The 15,951-nt window shown below is 32.6% G+C and carries 18 protein-coding genes; 12 read left to right on the forward strand and 6 right to left on the reverse strand.

Annotated features, from left to right (window positions below):
* Positions 1-33 precede the first annotated feature (33 nt).
* The 6 genes from EV196_RS04475 to EV196_RS04500 form a co-directional block, all read right to left on the reverse strand.
* The gene (locus EV196_RS04475) at positions 34-1,461 is read right to left on the reverse strand and encodes a bifunctional metallophosphatase/5'-nucleotidase (RefSeq protein WP_132215363.1); all 1,428 of its coding nucleotides are present in this window, start codon (positions 1,459-1,461) and stop codon (positions 34-36) included.
* 89 nt (positions 1,462-1,550) lie between these two features.
* Entirely contained in the window at positions 1,551-2,168 is a 618-nt protein-coding gene (locus EV196_RS04480) for a TlpA family protein disulfide reductase (protein WP_132215365.1), read from the reverse strand.
* A 13-nt stretch (positions 2,169-2,181) separates the two neighbouring features.
* The gene (locus tag EV196_RS04485; RefSeq protein ID WP_132215367.1) at positions 2,182-3,843 is read right to left on the reverse strand and encodes a bifunctional metallophosphatase/5'-nucleotidase; all 1,662 of its coding nucleotides are present in this window, start codon (positions 3,841-3,843) and stop codon (positions 2,182-2,184) included.
* A gap of 2 nt (positions 3,844-3,845) precedes the next feature.
* Entirely contained in the window at positions 3,846-4,268 is a 423-nt protein-coding gene (locus tag EV196_RS04490) for a DsrE family protein (protein WP_132215369.1), read from the reverse strand.
* Between the two features lie 8 nt (positions 4,269-4,276).
* Positions 4,277-4,675, reverse strand: coding sequence for a DoxX family protein (locus EV196_RS04495; protein WP_132215371.1), 399 nt, complete (start codon positions 4,673-4,675; stop codon positions 4,277-4,279).
* 99 nt (positions 4,676-4,774) lie between these two features.
* Entirely contained in the window at positions 4,775-5,098 is a 324-nt protein-coding gene (locus EV196_RS04500; RefSeq protein WP_243652191.1) for a hypothetical protein, read from the reverse strand.
* 286 nt (positions 5,099-5,384) lie between these two features.
* Between EV196_RS04500 and EV196_RS04505 the strand changes: the two genes are divergently transcribed.
* The 12 genes from EV196_RS04505 to EV196_RS04560 all read left to right on the forward strand — a co-directional run bounded on the left by EV196_RS04505 (position 5,385) and on the right by EV196_RS04560 (position 15,830).
* The gene (locus EV196_RS04505; RefSeq protein ID WP_132215373.1) at positions 5,385-6,719 is read left to right on the forward strand and encodes a cytochrome ubiquinol oxidase subunit I; all 1,335 of its coding nucleotides are present in this window, start codon (positions 5,385-5,387) and stop codon (positions 6,717-6,719) included.
* A gap of 2 nt (positions 6,720-6,721) precedes the next feature.
* Positions 6,722-7,798: a cytochrome d ubiquinol oxidase subunit II gene (cydB, locus tag EV196_RS04510; RefSeq protein ID WP_132215375.1), complete on the forward strand. Its 1,077-nt coding sequence runs from the start codon at positions 6,722-6,724 to the stop codon at positions 7,796-7,798.
* Positions 7,799-7,813: 15 nt separating this feature from the next.
* Positions 7,814-8,110: a hypothetical protein gene (locus EV196_RS04515; RefSeq protein ID WP_132215377.1), complete on the forward strand. Its 297-nt coding sequence runs from the start codon at positions 7,814-7,816 to the stop codon at positions 8,108-8,110.
* Between the two features lie 81 nt (positions 8,111-8,191).
* Positions 8,192-8,803 carry a TetR/AcrR family transcriptional regulator gene (locus EV196_RS04520; protein ID WP_132215379.1) on the forward strand — a complete coding sequence of 204 codons (612 nt, stop codon included), beginning with the start codon at positions 8,192-8,194 and terminating at the stop codon, positions 8,801-8,803.
* A gap of 4 nt (positions 8,804-8,807) precedes the next feature.
* Complete coding sequence (locus tag EV196_RS04525) at positions 8,808-10,058, forward strand: TolC family protein (protein WP_132215381.1); 1,251 nt, start codon at positions 8,808-8,810, stop codon at positions 10,056-10,058.
* A 10-nt stretch (positions 10,059-10,068) separates the two neighbouring features.
* On the forward strand, positions 10,069-10,962 hold the full coding sequence (locus EV196_RS04530; RefSeq protein ID WP_132215383.1) for an HlyD family secretion protein: 894 nt from the start codon (positions 10,069-10,071) through the stop codon (positions 10,960-10,962).
* Positions 10,963-10,973: 11 nt separating this feature from the next.
* Positions 10,974-11,432, forward strand: coding sequence for an OsmC family protein (locus tag EV196_RS04535; RefSeq protein WP_132215385.1), 459 nt, complete (start codon positions 10,974-10,976; stop codon positions 11,430-11,432).
* 6 nt (positions 11,433-11,438) lie between these two features.
* Positions 11,439-12,341: an ABC transporter ATP-binding protein gene (locus EV196_RS04540; RefSeq protein ID WP_132215387.1), complete on the forward strand. Its 903-nt coding sequence runs from the start codon at positions 11,439-11,441 to the stop codon at positions 12,339-12,341.
* On the forward strand, positions 12,341-13,069 hold the full coding sequence (locus tag EV196_RS04545) for an ABC transporter ATP-binding protein (protein WP_132215389.1): 729 nt from the start codon (positions 12,341-12,343) through the stop codon (positions 13,067-13,069). Before EV196_RS04540 ends, EV196_RS04545 begins: the two co-directional genes overlap by 1 nt.
* Positions 13,070-13,179: 110 nt before the next feature.
* The gene (locus tag EV196_RS04550) at positions 13,180-13,557 is read left to right on the forward strand and encodes a GxxExxY protein (protein ID WP_132216503.1); all 378 of its coding nucleotides are present in this window, start codon (positions 13,180-13,182) and stop codon (positions 13,555-13,557) included.
* Between the two features lie 45 nt (positions 13,558-13,602).
* Positions 13,603-14,709 carry an ABC transporter permease gene (locus EV196_RS04555; protein ID WP_132215391.1) on the forward strand — a complete coding sequence of 369 codons (1,107 nt, stop codon included), beginning with the start codon at positions 13,603-13,605 and terminating at the stop codon, positions 14,707-14,709.
* Positions 14,709-15,830, forward strand: a complete 1,122-nt coding sequence (locus EV196_RS04560) for an ABC transporter permease (RefSeq protein WP_132215393.1) — start codon at positions 14,709-14,711, stop codon at positions 15,828-15,830. The genes EV196_RS04555 and EV196_RS04560 overlap by 1 nt, the downstream gene beginning before the upstream one ends.
* Positions 15,831-15,951 lie beyond the last annotated feature (121 nt).

Genomic DNA, 15,951 nt, shown 5'->3' on the forward strand with positions numbered 1-15,951 from the left:
TTGTTTTTTGAAATTTTAAATAAGCACAATGAATTATACCAAGCGAAAACTTTTAATTTTAGAAAGACTGAAATTTGGATGCTGCTTAAGATAATGCTTCATAGCTTCAACTGCTTTTATATCTGATTCTATTCGGTTTTTACCATATTTTTTCGCCACACCTTGCATAGTCACAAAACTTACTTTATAGATTTTTTCAGGATTTATGTGGGAACCTTTATAGTAAATTTCCTGGATACGGTGGCCGCTTGGATTTTCAATACGCATATTTACTTGCAAGCCAAAAACACGTTTTACATAACCTCCCATTTGCCCAAATGGATCTTTACAAAAAGTACGTTCCAGATTTTCTTCCAACATGTCCTTAATTTCTTTTCCTGTTAAATGGACAGTTGAAACTGGCGGATTCATTGGGGCAATATTATATAAATCATCTTCCGTGATATTACCTTTTGGAATTGGCGCCCCATAACGCCATCCGTTTGAAAAGGCAATTTCAGTATTTGTACTTTGTGCAATGGCTTTCAAGAGCAATTCATCCATAGTGGAGTTTATGGTATTGTAACGATGTAGAATTTGGTCCGTGGTGCCTAAAGCAGCAGTTCTAATATCCTTATAAGGTTTCAAAATGTTTTGAACCAACTGATCCACATCCGTATTTTTTGGTAGAGAATCGTCAATTTTTATAAGTTCGAACGCACAATCTTTAATCTGTTTGTCTTGAATTTCCAAAGTAAAATTTCCTAAAAATGCTCCGTGACAACCGCATTGTACAATTCGTGCATTATTAATTTCAATAGGACTATAATTTCGGTTGTGGGTATGTGCACTTAAACAGATATCAATTCCATCTACCTTTTTCAAAAGTGCCACATCTTGCGGAAAACCATTGTGCGAAAGCAAAATAATCATATCGGCTCCTTCTGCTTTCAATTGCTTTATATGCTTAGGAAGTTCCTCTTCACCTGAAGTAAACTTTAAACCTTTACTCATTTTTTCTGGCATCACTTTATCAATAATCATGGCACATATACCAATTACGCCAATTTTAAGTCCCGCTTTTTGAATTAATATAGCGGGCTGCAAAAAATTAGAGCCATCTTCCTTAAAAACATTGCATCCCAATGTTGGAAATTCTAATTGTTTATCTATATTTTTTAAATGTTCTGGACCATAGGCAAAATCCCAATGCCCAACCAAGGCATCAAGTTTTAAAGCATTTAAAATAGGCACAAGAGCTTCTCCTTGAGAATCTACTAAAGGTTTTGTACCATGTAAGGTGTCTCCTCCATCAAAAAATAATGTATTCGGGTTTTGGCTACGAATCTCATCTACCAATCCTGCAATATGTGCATAACCACCAGCTGTTTCAATCACTTCACCCGTTTCGTTGTAAAACAATTCTGGGTGTGGTGCCAAGTAACCGTGAACGTCGTTTATAAATAAAATATTTAGTTTCATAAGTTTTATTTTTTAATTACATCTGATGTGATTTGTCTTCCCAAGAAACTAATAAACTTTAAGTATTATTTCCTCTTTCAAAAAAAATATTACTTCAAACCATTCAGAAACTCTTTAAATTCCGAAGTATTGTAATCTGCCATTCCTTTATGTGTTAATGCTAAATTTCCTTTCGCATCGATAATAAATGTGGTTGGTAAAGCAGAAGATTCAAACATTTCAGGAATATTACTTGCAAGTGTATAAATAGGAAAATTATAACCTTTACTTTTATTAAAAGATTTTGCTTTTTCAAAATCTTTGTCGAACGAGATCATTACAAAAGCAACGTCATCTCCCATCTCTTCATACAATTTATTTATACTTGGCATTTCTGCAACACAAGGTGGACACCATGTAGCCCAATAGTTCATAAAAATCACTTTACCTTTTAAATTTTCCAGAGAAGAAATATTTCCTTCACTATCCATTAGTTTTAAGTTTAAATCTGCCGTTTTAGTTTGAGGCAGATTTGTTTCATTTTCATTATTTTGAACATGTGCTATTTCTTCAATATCTGGATTCATTAAGCCCGTTGCAAGCAGTCCACGTTGCGCAAAACCAATAACTTCGGTATGTAAGCCAGTGATGTAAAGCACAGCAAGAATAGCTACAAAAATTCCATTCTTAATCCATGATTTTTTTATGTTCTTTTTTTCTTTATTCATAGTTTTATTTTTTTTAATGAAATTCATAATTCGTTTGAGGAACGGTTGAAAAAGAATACTCACCAAGATAATCACAATACGCCCTTCCTTCTAAAGTTGGCGATACTGGCGATTTTTTTTGAAGATATTCTTCAACAGCTTCGTGTATGGTATAATCTTTTACTTCAACATCCTTCACATTTGCCATTCTACACAAATTGTCAATTGGATCGCCAGGACGTACACAAGCTGAAATGGTATAATATTCATCATCTTGCATGGGTTGTCCTTTTACTGTTATTGAAGATATTCGTTTGCCTCTTTCATTCTGACTGTTAAAATCGACTTTCATTCCTGAAAAACGTACCAACCAGCCACCAAAACGTTCGGTTGGATTTTGAGAAAAGGCATTGTGCATTTCTTTTTCTAACCAATCTTTAATTTGTTTACCTGTAGCTTTTCCAGTTTTTACAGGTTCATTTACAGGAAGTAAATTCCATAAATTAGCTCTTGTAATAGGTGCAGGTTTTCCATCTTCTGGCACAATAGGATTTCCAAATCGGAAGCCGTTAGAAATTGATATGTCTGCACCAGTTTTCCAGCGTGCAGCATCTGTAATCATGTTATCCATAGGGTTTTCAACAGTTAAATATCTATAAATTGGTGTGTTGGTATAACCAATAATAGTTTCCAAATACTCTTTATATGGTGCTTTTGCTTTATCTACCAACGATTGAATTTTTTGGTTAGCAGGATAAACTTCAGGATCTACATCAATAAGGTCATAAGCATCGCCAACCAATTTACCATCTACAAAATGCAATGTTAACTTTCCAACGAAAGAACCAAAAGCTCCGGGTTCTGTAACTTTGGCATACTTACCTTGAATCATTTCACGAACACGTTCGTGGGTATCGTTGCCTAAAATGTAATCGGCATGTTCTGCAATCGGGTTACTAGCCAGTTCTACTTGTTTAAAAATTCCGATATGGGTCACTAAGAAAAGTACGTCTATATTTTCTTTGACTTTGATATCGTCTACCATTTTTTTCAAATGGTCATCAAGACCACTAAAGCCAATACCTTGACTAAAAATAGGATTTTGCCTTACAGGAACGTCTGGATCGTTAATACCAACAAAACCTAAACGTACGCCTTCAATTTCTTTTACAGCATACGCGGGAAATAATGGGTTTTCATTTTCATCATCAAACATATTTTGAACTATCACATCGGTTTCATAACCTTTCATGATTTCTAGCATCATATTCTTGCCATAAACGACTTCCCAATTGCCAGGAATGATTACATCGTAACCCATATTTTTAATCACATCTTGCATTACTTTACCTTCCGATAGAGCAGCATAACCGCTTCCTTGTATTAAATCGCCTCCATCTACAATAATTGTTTTGTTAGGGTTTGCTTCGCGTTCTTTATCAAAAAGCGTTTTAATATTTGCAAGACCACCACGATTTTTGAATACAATTTTTTCGTCTTCCCAGAATAATTCGGGATGTGTATCTAACTGCCCATGAATATCCGCCGTTTGTAATATGGTAATGCTTAAAGTGTCATTTTTAATTGCATTATTATTTGTCATTTGGTTCTTCTTTTCTGTTTTACAGGATACCGTTAAGATTACCATTCCTAAAAGGAAAACAGTTTTTAAAATTGTTCTTTTATAGTTTGTCATAATTAAAGGCTTAAGCTTTTATAATTTTGTTTTTGAAGTTGAAAATTGTAAAGAATTCCGTTTTCTACAATTTTAATGTCTTTAGGAACTAATGCCCTATCTATTTTAAATTTATTGAGTGAAAATCCACAAGCGACTATAGTTACTCCTGCTTCTTTGGCTTTTTTAATGAATTTGTTTATTTTCTCAGCATCTGTAATGTCGCCTATTTCTTGTCCACAAATAATAACTTCAAAATTGCCAAAGACTTTGCCTTCTTCCGCTTTAAGTGCTTCTGCGGTTAATATAATAGGCTGTAATTGGGCGACTTTATTAGTGACCACTACATAATTATTTTTGCTGCTATCTGTTTCCTGTGCTTGTAAATTTGTACTACTAACAAGCGTAATTATTAGCATTATGGAACTAAAAATATATGATTTCATATGTTATTTTATTTTAAAAGGTTATCGGTGTCGTTCATTATAAAAAATAGAAGTCCACCTAAAATTGCTATGTTTTTAAATAGAGGTCCAAGTGTAGTTATTTGCCCTACTTGAACGGTTAATGTAATTGGAATTAAAACCGCCAATAATACCATTGCAGCCCATTTTGTTTTGTATCCTATTAAGAATAGAAAACCTGCTGACACCATTGCGATTCCTGAAAGTACAATAAGCCATTGTGGCTCGCCAAAAAAATAGGCAATGCCTTTAAAGCTGGCTTGCTCTATCCTTTTTGCTGTTTTTTCTATATTTAGTAAATGATTTGTTCCTGCTACTAGGAAAATACCACTCACTAGGATGCGCAATAATTGTATGGAACGGCGACTTATTAAAATTTTTGTCGTCATTATTAAAATGTAAAAAGTTTTGTATTACTTAAGCGTTTCTTCAAGATAGTTTTTATAACTACTGAGAAACACCAAATTCAAATTTCAAATAAATAGAAATTATGCTAAACGAGGAGGTGGAGAAACGCTTTCTAAATAGCGATAACTTAATGTTGAAGTAAAATAATCGTTATAAACTGTAATTGATTTTATGTTTCTTGTGGTCCAAGAAAACAATTCAAACTGAAATTGAGAGGTACAAAAACCACTTAATAAAATCTCTTGAGATGTAACCAAATCAGCTTGCGAAAAATCCATAATTTTATTTGCCAGTATAGGAGCACTCTTCTTTTTGCAGTTTGGTTTTACAAAAGTGATAGTGTTTCCACCAAATAGAAGATTTAACCCATTGGCATCTATGGCAATGAATTTTGCCAAAAACACAAATGTGAGTAAAACTGGTATGTAAGTATGAATTTTCAAGATTAGAGCAAAAATAAGAGTAAGGACGTGCCGAATTTGTAACCTTTGTTACTTAAGCGTGTTAAAATTATATTAAATAACAAGATTGTTTTCTAAAATTAGCCTCAATATCAATATTTCAAACCTGTGAATAAATTTATTTTACTCAAAAAAATAAATAGAATCAGCTACTAATGTTACATACCAAAGAATAAGATTTACTTTATATTTGCAAAATAGATTTTTACTGTCCAAATACTTTTCAAAAATGGAAGACATGCTCTTTTACGATAGAATGCAATTCGCATTTACTATCACATTTCATTATTTATTTCCGCAATTAACCATGGGACTTTCTTTAATGATTGTCTATTTTAAATGGAAATTCCTCAGAACAAAAATTGACAAATACAACGACGCCGCAAAATTTTGGATGAAGATTTTTGCGCTCAACTTTGCCATGGGTGTCGTTACTGGTATTCCCATGGAATTTCAATTTGGTACCAATTGGGCAAAATTTTCTGAGCTCACAGGTGGTATTATTGGACAAACATTAGCCATGGAAGGTATGTTTTCTTTCTTTTTAGAGTCGTCCTTTTTAGGGCTCTTTTTATTTGGGGAAAAACTGCTCGGACAAAAACTACATTTCTTAACAGGCTTTCTGGTCTTTTTAGGCTCGTGGGCCAGTGGCTATTTAATTATAGCCACACATTCTTGGATGCAATATCCTGTAGGGTACGAAATTGTAGAAAACGGAAAATTTGTACTTACTAACTTTGGTGCATTATTCTCAAACCCTTGGTTATTACCTTCGTTTTTGCATAATCAAATGGGTTCTGTTATTACGTCTTCGTTTGTAGTGGCAGGTGTTGGTGCTTTCTATTTGTTAAATAATAAGCATAGCGAATTCGGAAAACTGTTTGTAAAAACAGGCGTTATATTTGGTTTAGTTTCAAGCATATTGGTGGCGTTTCCAACAGGAGATTTAACAGCTAAAAACGTTGTAAAACATCAACCTGTAACCTTTGCTGCTATGGAAGGTATTTTTGAAACGGAAGATGGAGGTTCAGAAATTATATTAATAGGTCAACCTGATACAGAAAATAAAAAACTCGATAACAAAATTGCCGTTCCTAATATATTAAGTTTTTTAACCTATCAACGTTGGGATGCTCAAATAAAAGGTTTAAATGAATTTGATGAAAGTTTGCATCCAACCAATATTCCAGGTTTGTACTATGCCTATCACATTATGGTTGGTTTAGGCACTATCTTTATTGGCTTAATGCTATTGGCTGCCGTACAATTATTCAGAAAAAAACTTTATAATTCAAAATGGATTTTATGGACTATTATGTTTATGCTCCCATTTCCTTACATAGCAAACACAACAGGTTGGTACACGGCAGAATTAGGCAGACAACCTTGGTTGGTTTATAACTTATTAAGAACTTCCGATGGAATTTCACCCACTGTTTCATCTGGAAACACCTTATTTACTTTACTTGGTTTTATTGGACTCTATTTATTACTAGGACTGTTGTTTTTAATGCTCGCAGGAAAAATAATTAACAAAGGACCTGAAACTACAAAACTTAACTAATTATGGAATTATTCTGGTATATCGTTTTAATGACTATGCTAACCATCTACGTCATTTTAGATGGTTACGATTTTGGTGCAGGCATCATTCATTTGTTTTTTGCAAAAAACGAAAAAGATAAAAAAGCAATCACTAATGCCATTGGCCCTTTTTGGGATGCGAATGAAGTATGGTTAATTGCATCGGGTGGCGTGCTGTTTTTCGCTTTTCCAACCTTATATGCTTCTTCCTTTAGCGGGTTTTATTTACCTTTAATTATGATTCTTTGGTTACTTATTTTTAGAGCCATCGGTTTGGAATTAAGAGGACAAATACACAATAAAATGTGGGAAGGTATTTGGGATAAAGCCTTTGGTATTTCAAGTTTACTTTTGGCTTTATTTTTTGGTATCGCTCTAGGCAACGTAGTAAGAGGCGTTAATTTAGGTATGGTTACAAACGGCGTTTCTGCACACGAACCACATTATTTCTTCTTACCTCTTTGGAATTCAACGTTTAGTCCACATGCTGAACATTTAGGAATTATTGACTGGTTTACGTTGTTACTTGGCGTTATTGGTGTTGTAGCATTAACCATTCATGGTGCCAACTGGATTATTTTTAAAACCAATTCAGATTTGAATGAAAAACTGAAAAAGGTGGTATTTAATCTCAACATTGTGTTATTGGCTTTAGTAATTATTTCGCTTTTTATTTGGCATATTATAGAACCACAACCCTTTCATAATTTCTTAGATAAACCTTGGTTATTTATTTTCCCAATCATCACATTTACAGGATTATTTGGAATATTTAAAGTAAAAACTTTTAAAAAACATGGTTTAGGATTTTTGTTTTCATCCTTATTTCTTTTTGGAGGATTAACATCAACCGTTGCATCCATATTCCCAAAAGTTCTTCCTTCAACAAATAATATAAATCCAGATTTAACAGTATACAATGTAGCCGCTCACGAATACGGATTGTCTGTTGGTGTCTATTGGTTTGTTATCGCAGCGCTTTTAGTTGGTGTTTATATGTTTGTACAATATCGTGTGTTTAGAGGAAAAATGGATGATGTGGGGTATGGTGAACACTAGTAAAAATCAAAAATCATGACAGGGACACTAATTTCTTTAATTAGTATTTTCGTTGGTATCATTGCTGCAAATTTATTTGGGTTGTTTAAGAAAAAATTTACCTTCAATTTTACGGGAAATACATTAATTGGAGTTTTTGGAAGCATCTTATTAATAAAAACTTTTGGAAGGTTAGGATTTGATCCATGGGCGATTATGAACAACGGAAATTTTAATGGTTTTTTATTAATTATTAACTTATTAGTATCTGCTTTAGGAGGTGTTTTAGGATTGATTTTTGCAAAAATGCTTTATAATAAAATGAATAAATAATTTAAAAAATAATCAAATACTTGTGTGTTTGATTATTTTTTGTAATTTTGTTAACCAAATGGTTAAACCATATAGTTAAAAATGAAAAAAACCAAAGACGAAAATACGGAAGAACAAATACTTGAAGCAGCAAAAAATATTTTTCAATCTAAAGGAATGGATGGTGCTCGCATGCAAGAAATTGCAGATAAAGCAGGTATAAACAAAGCCATGCTTCACTATTATTACAGAAGTAAACAATTATTATTTGAAGCCGTTTTTAACAATGCCTTTTTATTATTGGCGCCTCAGTTAAACACCGTTTTAAATGATGATTCATCCATTGAAGAAAAGATTAAAAATTTTACTACAAATTATATTTCATTCATTTTAAAACATCCTTATTTACCAAATTTTGTAATTCAAGAGCTTAACAGAAATCCGGAATTTATCTTAAAAATGAAAGAAAACAAGGAATTTCCAAATCTTGAAAAATTTAAAAAACAAGTAAATGAAGAAATTAAAAAAGGTATTATAAAACCAATAGCTGCAGAACAATTATTCATCAATATCATGGCGCTAAATATTTTCCCATTTGTTGCAAAACCATTAATCAAAGCTTTTATAAATGCCGATGATGAAACTTACCTACAACTTATGGAAAACCGAAAAACAGAAGTATCAAACTTTATTATCAATTCAATAAAGCATTAATAAAATGAAACGAATCATCCTTATTTTTATAATATTAATAGAACTTCCTAGTCTGGCACAACAGAGCATCACATTAGAGGCATGTTACCAATTGGCAACAGAAAATTATCCGTTGGCAAAACAATCTCAATTGCTCGAAAATCAAAATCAATTAGACAAGGAGGTTATTTCCAACACAAAATTACCGCAGTTAAGTTTTGATGCGCAAGCTACTTATCAATCCGATGTTATTGAGTTTCCTCTGGCAATGTCTGGAATAGAACCTTTAAATAAAGACCAATATCGTGCAACGCTTTCAGTAAACCAACTTATTTACAATGGAGGTGCTACAGGTGCTTCTTTAGAAGTGAAATCGGCTCAAAACAAAACAAAGCAAAAGCAGGTTGAAGTCAATTTATACCAACTAAAGCAAAAGATAAATCAGCTTTATTTCTCCATTTTATTATCCCAGGAAACCGATTTATTATTAAAAGCGAAACAAAAACAATTACAAGCCAAATTAAACGAAGTGAAATCGGGTATTAAATATGGCGTCATTTTACCTGCATCTGATAAAATTTTAGAAGCTGAATTATTAAAAATAAATCAGCAATTTGCAGAAGTTGAAAGCAATAAAGCATCACTAATTGAAACACTTTCTAGTATTATTGGTGAAACTTTAAGCATTTCTACCCTATTCGAAAACGCTTTGGTTACTTCACCTGTAAAAACCGAAATAAACCGACCAGAATTGGAACTATTTCAACTTAAAAAAGAAGAAATTGAAACGAACGAAGCTTTAATTGCCAAACAAAACGCCCCCAAATTACTTGGGTTTGCAACTGGTGGCTACGGAAACCCAGGGTTGAATATGCTGGATAATTCATTTCAAACCTTTTATACGGTTGGTGTTAAATTGAATTGGAATGTATTCGACTGGAATTCCAACAAAAAACAACGTCAATCCTTAGCTATTAATAAGGATATTATAGAAACTGAATCGGAAACCTTTGAATTAAACACAAACGCAGAACTGAACCAACAACAAAAGGAAATCGATAAAATTGAAGCTTTTATAACTTCCGATTTAGAGATTATCAATCTTCGTAAAGATGTGCTAAAATCTGCTGATTCCCAATTACAAAACGGCGTTATCACTTCATCGGCTTACATCACAGAACTCACCAATTTATTTGAAGATGAAAACATGATGATTAGGCACAAAATACAATTACAACTCGCAAAAGCAAATTACAATACCATTAAAGGACTCTAATTTTTTACAAATGAAAACATACAAAGCAATTTTAGGATTAATCATCATTATTTTAAGTTTTACTTCCTGCGGAAATGGAAACGATAAAGCAGACGGGTATGGCAATTTTGAAGCTACAGAAATAACAATTTCAGCAGAAAATAATGGAAAATTAATGCAATTTAATATTGAGGAAGGCGATAAAGTTGAAAAGGACAAATTCATAGGCTATATCGATACCATTCCGTTAACATTAAAACGTGAACAATTAGAGGTTTCAAAAGCGGTTATTAGTTCAAAATCAAAAGGTGTTTTATCTCAAATTAATGTGTTAAACGCTCAATTAAAAACAGCAAACACGAACAGAAACAGAGCACAAAACCTGATAAAAGACAATGCTGGAACACAAAAACAACTGGATGATGTTCAGGGAGAAATAGACGTTATCAAAAACCAAATGCGCAGTATTGAAATACAGAATGCACCCGTAGTAAATGAACTTAAAAGTATGGATGTTCAACTAAAGCAAATTGATGACCAAATTCAAAAAAGCAAGCTTACAAATCCGGTAAACGGAACGGTTTTAGTAAAATACGCAGAACCAAACGAAATCACTTCTTTTGGAAAACCGCTCTATAAAATAGCCGATTTAAGCACCATGCAACTGCGTGTTTATATAAGTGAAACACAATTAGCTTCTGTTAAAATTGGACAAAACGTTACTGTGAAAATTGATGAAGCAGATGCTATGAAATCCTATAAAGGCACTATTAGTTGGATTGCATCGGAAGCAGAATTCACGCCAAAAATAATCCAAACAAAGGAAGAGCGCGTTGCCTTGGTATATGCCGTAAAAGTGGATGTAAAAAATGATGGAAGTTTAAAAATTGGCATGCCAGCTGAAATGTGGATAAACAATAATTAAAATATATAATCATGGAAAAACATACTTATAATGTTAACATTAGTTGGACACAAGACCGCAAAGGAATGATGTGTTCACCAGAATTAAATAATGCAGAAACGAATGAATCTAACTGCATAGAAGTTGCAACACCGCCCGAATTTGACAAAGGCATGCCAAATATTTGGTCGCCAGAACATTTATTTACCGCAGCCGTAAGCAGTTGTTTAATGACTACTTTTTTGGCCATTGCAGAATATTCAAAATTAGAATTCATCAGTTTTAAATGTGGTTCTAAAGGTGTTTTAGAAAAAGTAGATGGCAAATTTGCAATAACCGAAGTGTTTTTGTTTCCTGAAGTTGTAATTAATGATGAATCTAAACGAGAACGTGCCGAACGAATTGTTGAAAAAGCTGAAAAAGCCTGTTTAATTTCAAATTCCATTACTTCAAAAATTACTATGGAAACTAAAATTATTGTTCAAAATTAACAAGACGTGAGTATATCTGTAAACCATATTAGTAAATCCTATAAAAAAGTAAAAGCCTTACAAGACATTTCCTTTGAAGTCAAACAAAATGAACTTTTTGGACTTATTGGTCCTGATGGTGCCGGAAAAACAACTTTGTTCAGGATTTTAACGACGCTTTTATTTCCCAATGAAGGCACAGCAACTGTTGCTGGTTTTGATGTGGTAACAGACTATAAAAAGATTCGAAACAGTGTTGGTTACATGCCAGGGAAATTTTCGTTGTATCAAGATTTAACTGTTGAAGAAAATCTAAACTTTTTCGCCACCATTTTTGGAACAACCATTGAAGAAAACTACGATCTAATTAAAGATATTTATGTTCAAATTGAACCTTTTAAAAATCGTCGTGCTGGTAAACTTTCTGGTGGCATGAAGCAAAAGTTAGCTTTATGCTGTGCATTAATACATAAACCGAAAGTGTTGTTTTTAGATGAACCCACAACTGGAGTCGATCCCGTTTCTAGAAAAGAATTTTGGGATATGTTGAAACGCCTTCAACAAAAAAACATCACCATTTTGGTATCAACGCCTTATATGGATGAAGCGGCTTTATGTGATAGAATTGCCTTAATCCAAGATGGAAAAATTTTAGAGATTGACACACCTGAAGCGATTGTAAAACATTTTCCGAAACAAATTTATAATGTACGTGCCAATAACATGTACCAACTTATAACCAGTTTAAATGAATACCAACACAACCATAGCGTGTACCCTTTTGGTGAGTTTGTGCATTACACGGACAGCAGAACGGATTTTAATCCGAATGATTTAAAAGTGTACTTAGAATCTAAAAATCTGTTCAACATAGAAATTGAAAAAACCAAAGCAACCATTGAAGATACCTTTATGGAATTAGCCAAATAATGAATAATAACAAAGTCATACAAGTAGAAGGATTAACCAAAACGTTTGGTGATTTCACAGCTGTAAACGCCATCACTTTTGAGGTTGAAAAAGGTGAAATATTTGGTTTTTTAGGAGCGAATGGCGCAGGAAAAACTACAGCCATGAAAATGCTAATTGGTATTTCCAACCCAACATCTGGAAAAGCAAACGTAGCAGGGTTTGATGTATTTACACATGCTGAAGACATCAAAAAAAACATTGGTTATATGAGTCAGAAATTTGCCTTGTACGACGATTTAACCGTTAAAGAAAACATTACCTTCTTTGGTGGCATTTATGGATTACCAAGAAAAAGAATCAAGGAAAAATCGGAAATATTGATTCAAGAATTAGGTCTTGAAAAAGTTGCTAATACCTTAGTTGGTGCTTTACCTTTAGGTTGGAAACAGAAATTATCTTTTTCTGTATCATTAATACACGACCCGAAAATCGTGTTTTTAGATGAACCAACTGGAGGCGTTGACCCCATTACCAGACGTCAGTTTTGGGAAATGATTTACAAAGCAGCCCATGAAGGAACAACTGTTTTTGTAACAACGCACTATATGGATGAAGCAGAATATTGCGACCGGGTTTCCATCATGGTTAACGGAAAAATTGAAGCTTTAGACACACCTAAAAAGCTTAAAGAACAATTTAAAGTGGATAATATGAATGATGTGTTTTTGAAATTAGCTAGAGGATGAAAGTTTCCCGCAGATTTCGCAGATTCTCGCAGAAAAGAAACAAAAAATAGATATGCATTTATCTGTGAAATCTGCGTGAGAAAAAAACAAAAACAAATACTATGAAAGAATTGACAGAAAACGAGATTTCATATTTAATAAGAGGTGCAATTTTTAAAGTCTATAATGAATTAGGTCCAGGTTTGTTAGAATCTGTATATGAAACTGTTTTAATGTATGAGTTGCAAAAGCAAGGTTTATCAGTTAAAAAGCAGGTAGTACTGCCTGTATTTTATGATAGTATTGAATTAGAAATAGGTTTTAGATTGGATTTATTAGTAAATAATAAAGTAATAATTGAAATCAAATCGGTAGAGATTTTGTCAAAAGTACATCATAAACAAATTCTAACTTATCTAAAGATTTCAGAAATGAAGTTAGGCATTTTAGTAAATTTTAATGTTGATGACATATCAAAAGGAGTTTTTAGAAAAGTAAACGGGTTATAACAATAAAATATCTGCGGTAATCAGTGAAATCCGCGGGAATATATTATGAAAAGATTTATAGGCTTCATAAAAAAGGAATTCTACCATATTTTTAGAGATAGACGCTCGTTGTTTATCCTATTTGGAATGCCCATTGCCCAAATTATGCTGTTTGGTTTCGCCATTACCAATGAAATCAACAATGTAGATATTGCTATTTTAGACCATTCAAAAGATGCAACTACAAAAGAAATTATCAATAAAATATCGGCATCAAAATATTTCAGCATCAAACAAATGCTAACGCGTGAAGCAGAAATTGCCTCGGTTTTTGAAAAAGGGCATGTTAAAGCCGTTTTAAATTTTGAAAAAGATTTCAGTCAAAAATTAATAAAAGACAACAAAGCAACTGTCCAAATTATTACCGATGCTACAGATCCTAATACAGCTAACACTATAAGTAATTATGTAAATGCCATCCTTCAAACGTATCAAAAAGAAATAAACAAAGACATTGTTATTTCCTATCAAATAGTACCACAAACACGCATGGTTTACAATCCAGAATTAAAAAGTGTGTATATGTTTGTACCAGGTGTTATGACTATTATTTTGATGCTAGTTTCAGCAATGATGACCTCAATTTCCATTACCAGAGAAAAAGAATTAGGCACCATGGAAATTCTTTTAGTATCACCTTTAAAACCAATTCAGGTGATTGTAGGCAAAGTGTTTCCATACATTTTTCTATCAATAATAAATGCTATTGTTATTGTAATGCTAAGCATTTTCATATTTAAAATGCCCGTTCAAGGTAGTTTGTTTTTATTAGGTCTGGAAAGTGTTTTATTCATTATAACGGCTTTGGCTTTAGGTATTTTAATCTCAACTATTTCCGCAACACAACAAACCGCCATGATGATTTCTTTAATGGGATTAATGCTTCCTGTAATACTATTATCTGGTTTCATTTTTCCTATTTCAAGCATGCCTTTACCGCTTCAACTTATCAGTAATATTATACCCGCAAAATGGTTTATCATCATCATTAAAGGCATAATGCTTAAAGGTGTTGGACTTCAATACATTTGGAAAGAAACCTTGATTTTAGTAGGAATGACCGTATTTTTCATAGCATTAAGTGTGAAAAAATATAAAATTAGATTAGAGTAATGAAAACAATTCTATACATCATCCAAAAAGAGTTCAAGCAAATCTTTAGAAATAAAGGCATGCTTCCTATCATATTTGTATTACCACTACTCCAACTTATTATACTATCAAATGCGGCCACTTTTGAAATTAAAAATATCAAATTTGGTTATATTGATAACGACCATACTTCAACATCCAGAGCATTAATTGAAAAATTCAATGCATCAACCTATTTTGATGTTTTAACAGATTTTCCTTCGGAAGAACTAGCCAGTTCAGCCATGTTAAACGGCAACGTAGATGTTATTTTGGAAATTCCACAGTATTTTGAACGCAATCTACAAAAAGAAAAATACAACCATTTAGGTGTTACCATTAATGCAATTGATGGTGCCGCAGCAGGTGTTGAAAACGTTTATGTTACACAGATTGTTCAAAATTTTAATAAACACTTAAAAGTTGATTTGTTACAACCTTCAGACCTACAAATCCAACCCATCAATATAGATACCATTCCGTTGTTTTGGTATAACAAAACCTTAAATTACAAAACCTATATGGTTCCGGGCATTTTGGTTTTATTAGTTACCATGATTACGCTTTTCCTTTCAGGAATGAATATTGTACGTGAAAAGGAAATAGGGACTTTGGAACAAATCAATGTGACCCCAATTAAAAAAAGCCAGTTTATAATAGGAAAGCTTTTCCCATTTTGGGTAATAGGAATGAGTTTATTAACAGTGGGATTAATTATAGCAAAACTAATTTTCAATGTACCGATGGTAGGTAGTTTGCCCCTCATGTATTTTTATACATCCATTTATATTTTAGTGGTTTTAGGCATAGGTTTATTCATTTCAAACTTTACGGAAACACAGCAACAAGCTATGTTTATTGCTTGGTTTTTTACGGTTATTTTCATTTTAATGAGTGGTTTATTTACTCCTATTGAAAGCATGCCAAAATGGGCCCAAACCATTACCGAATTCAACCCCATAAAATATTTTGTACAGGTAATGCGTATGGTGATGCTTAAAGGTTCAGGGCTTATGGACATCCTCCCTCAACTATTAAAAACATTATTGTATGCTTTTATTATGAATGGGTTAGCCGTTTGGAGTTATAAAAAGACGAATTAAGGCTTGTGTAACTTTAGTTACTGTAAAACAGTTTAAAAATAACAATCTTTACTTAATCGCTTTAAAGTGTTAAGAGTGATAAATATCATTTTACAATTTTTATTTTTAAACTAACTTCACA

Source organism: Mariniflexile fucanivorans, assembly GCF_004341235.1.
Classification (GTDB): Bacteria; Bacteroidota; Bacteroidia; order Flavobacteriales; family Flavobacteriaceae; genus Mariniflexile; species Mariniflexile fucanivorans.

Coding starts and splice junctions, on each gene's coding strand:
- EV196_RS04475 (WP_132215363.1), bottom strand. CDS start 1,461: ATGAAACTAAATATTTTATTTATAAACGACGTTCACGGTTACTTGGCA.
- EV196_RS04480 (WP_132215365.1), bottom strand. CDS start 2,168: ATGAATAAAGAAAAAAAGAACATAAAAAAATCATGGATTAAGAATGGA.
- EV196_RS04485 (WP_132215367.1), bottom strand. CDS start 3,843: ATGACAAACTATAAAAGAACAATTTTAAAAACTGTTTTCCTTTTAGGA.
- EV196_RS04490 (WP_132215369.1), bottom strand. CDS start 4,268: ATGAAATCATATATTTTTAGTTCCATAATGCTAATAATTACGCTTGTT.
- EV196_RS04495 (WP_132215371.1), bottom strand. CDS start 4,675: ATGACGACAAAAATTTTAATAAGTCGCCGTTCCATACAATTATTGCGC.
- EV196_RS04505 (WP_132215373.1), top strand. CDS start 5,385: ATGGAAGACATGCTCTTTTACGATAGAATGCAATTCGCATTTACTATC.
- cydB (WP_132215375.1), top strand. CDS start 6,722: ATGGAATTATTCTGGTATATCGTTTTAATGACTATGCTAACCATCTAC.
- EV196_RS04515 (WP_132215377.1), top strand. CDS start 7,814: ATGACAGGGACACTAATTTCTTTAATTAGTATTTTCGTTGGTATCATT.
- EV196_RS04520 (WP_132215379.1), top strand. CDS start 8,192: ATGAAAAAAACCAAAGACGAAAATACGGAAGAACAAATACTTGAAGCA.
- EV196_RS04525 (WP_132215381.1), top strand. CDS start 8,808: ATGAAACGAATCATCCTTATTTTTATAATATTAATAGAACTTCCTAGT.
- EV196_RS04530 (WP_132215383.1), top strand. CDS start 10,069: ATGAAAACATACAAAGCAATTTTAGGATTAATCATCATTATTTTAAGT.
- EV196_RS04535 (WP_132215385.1), top strand. CDS start 10,974: ATGGAAAAACATACTTATAATGTTAACATTAGTTGGACACAAGACCGC.
- EV196_RS04545 (WP_132215389.1), top strand. CDS start 12,341: ATGAATAATAACAAAGTCATACAAGTAGAAGGATTAACCAAAACGTTT.
- EV196_RS04555 (WP_132215391.1), top strand. CDS start 13,603: ATGAAAAGATTTATAGGCTTCATAAAAAAGGAATTCTACCATATTTTT.
- EV196_RS04560 (WP_132215393.1), top strand. CDS start 14,709: ATGAAAACAATTCTATACATCATCCAAAAAGAGTTCAAGCAAATCTTT.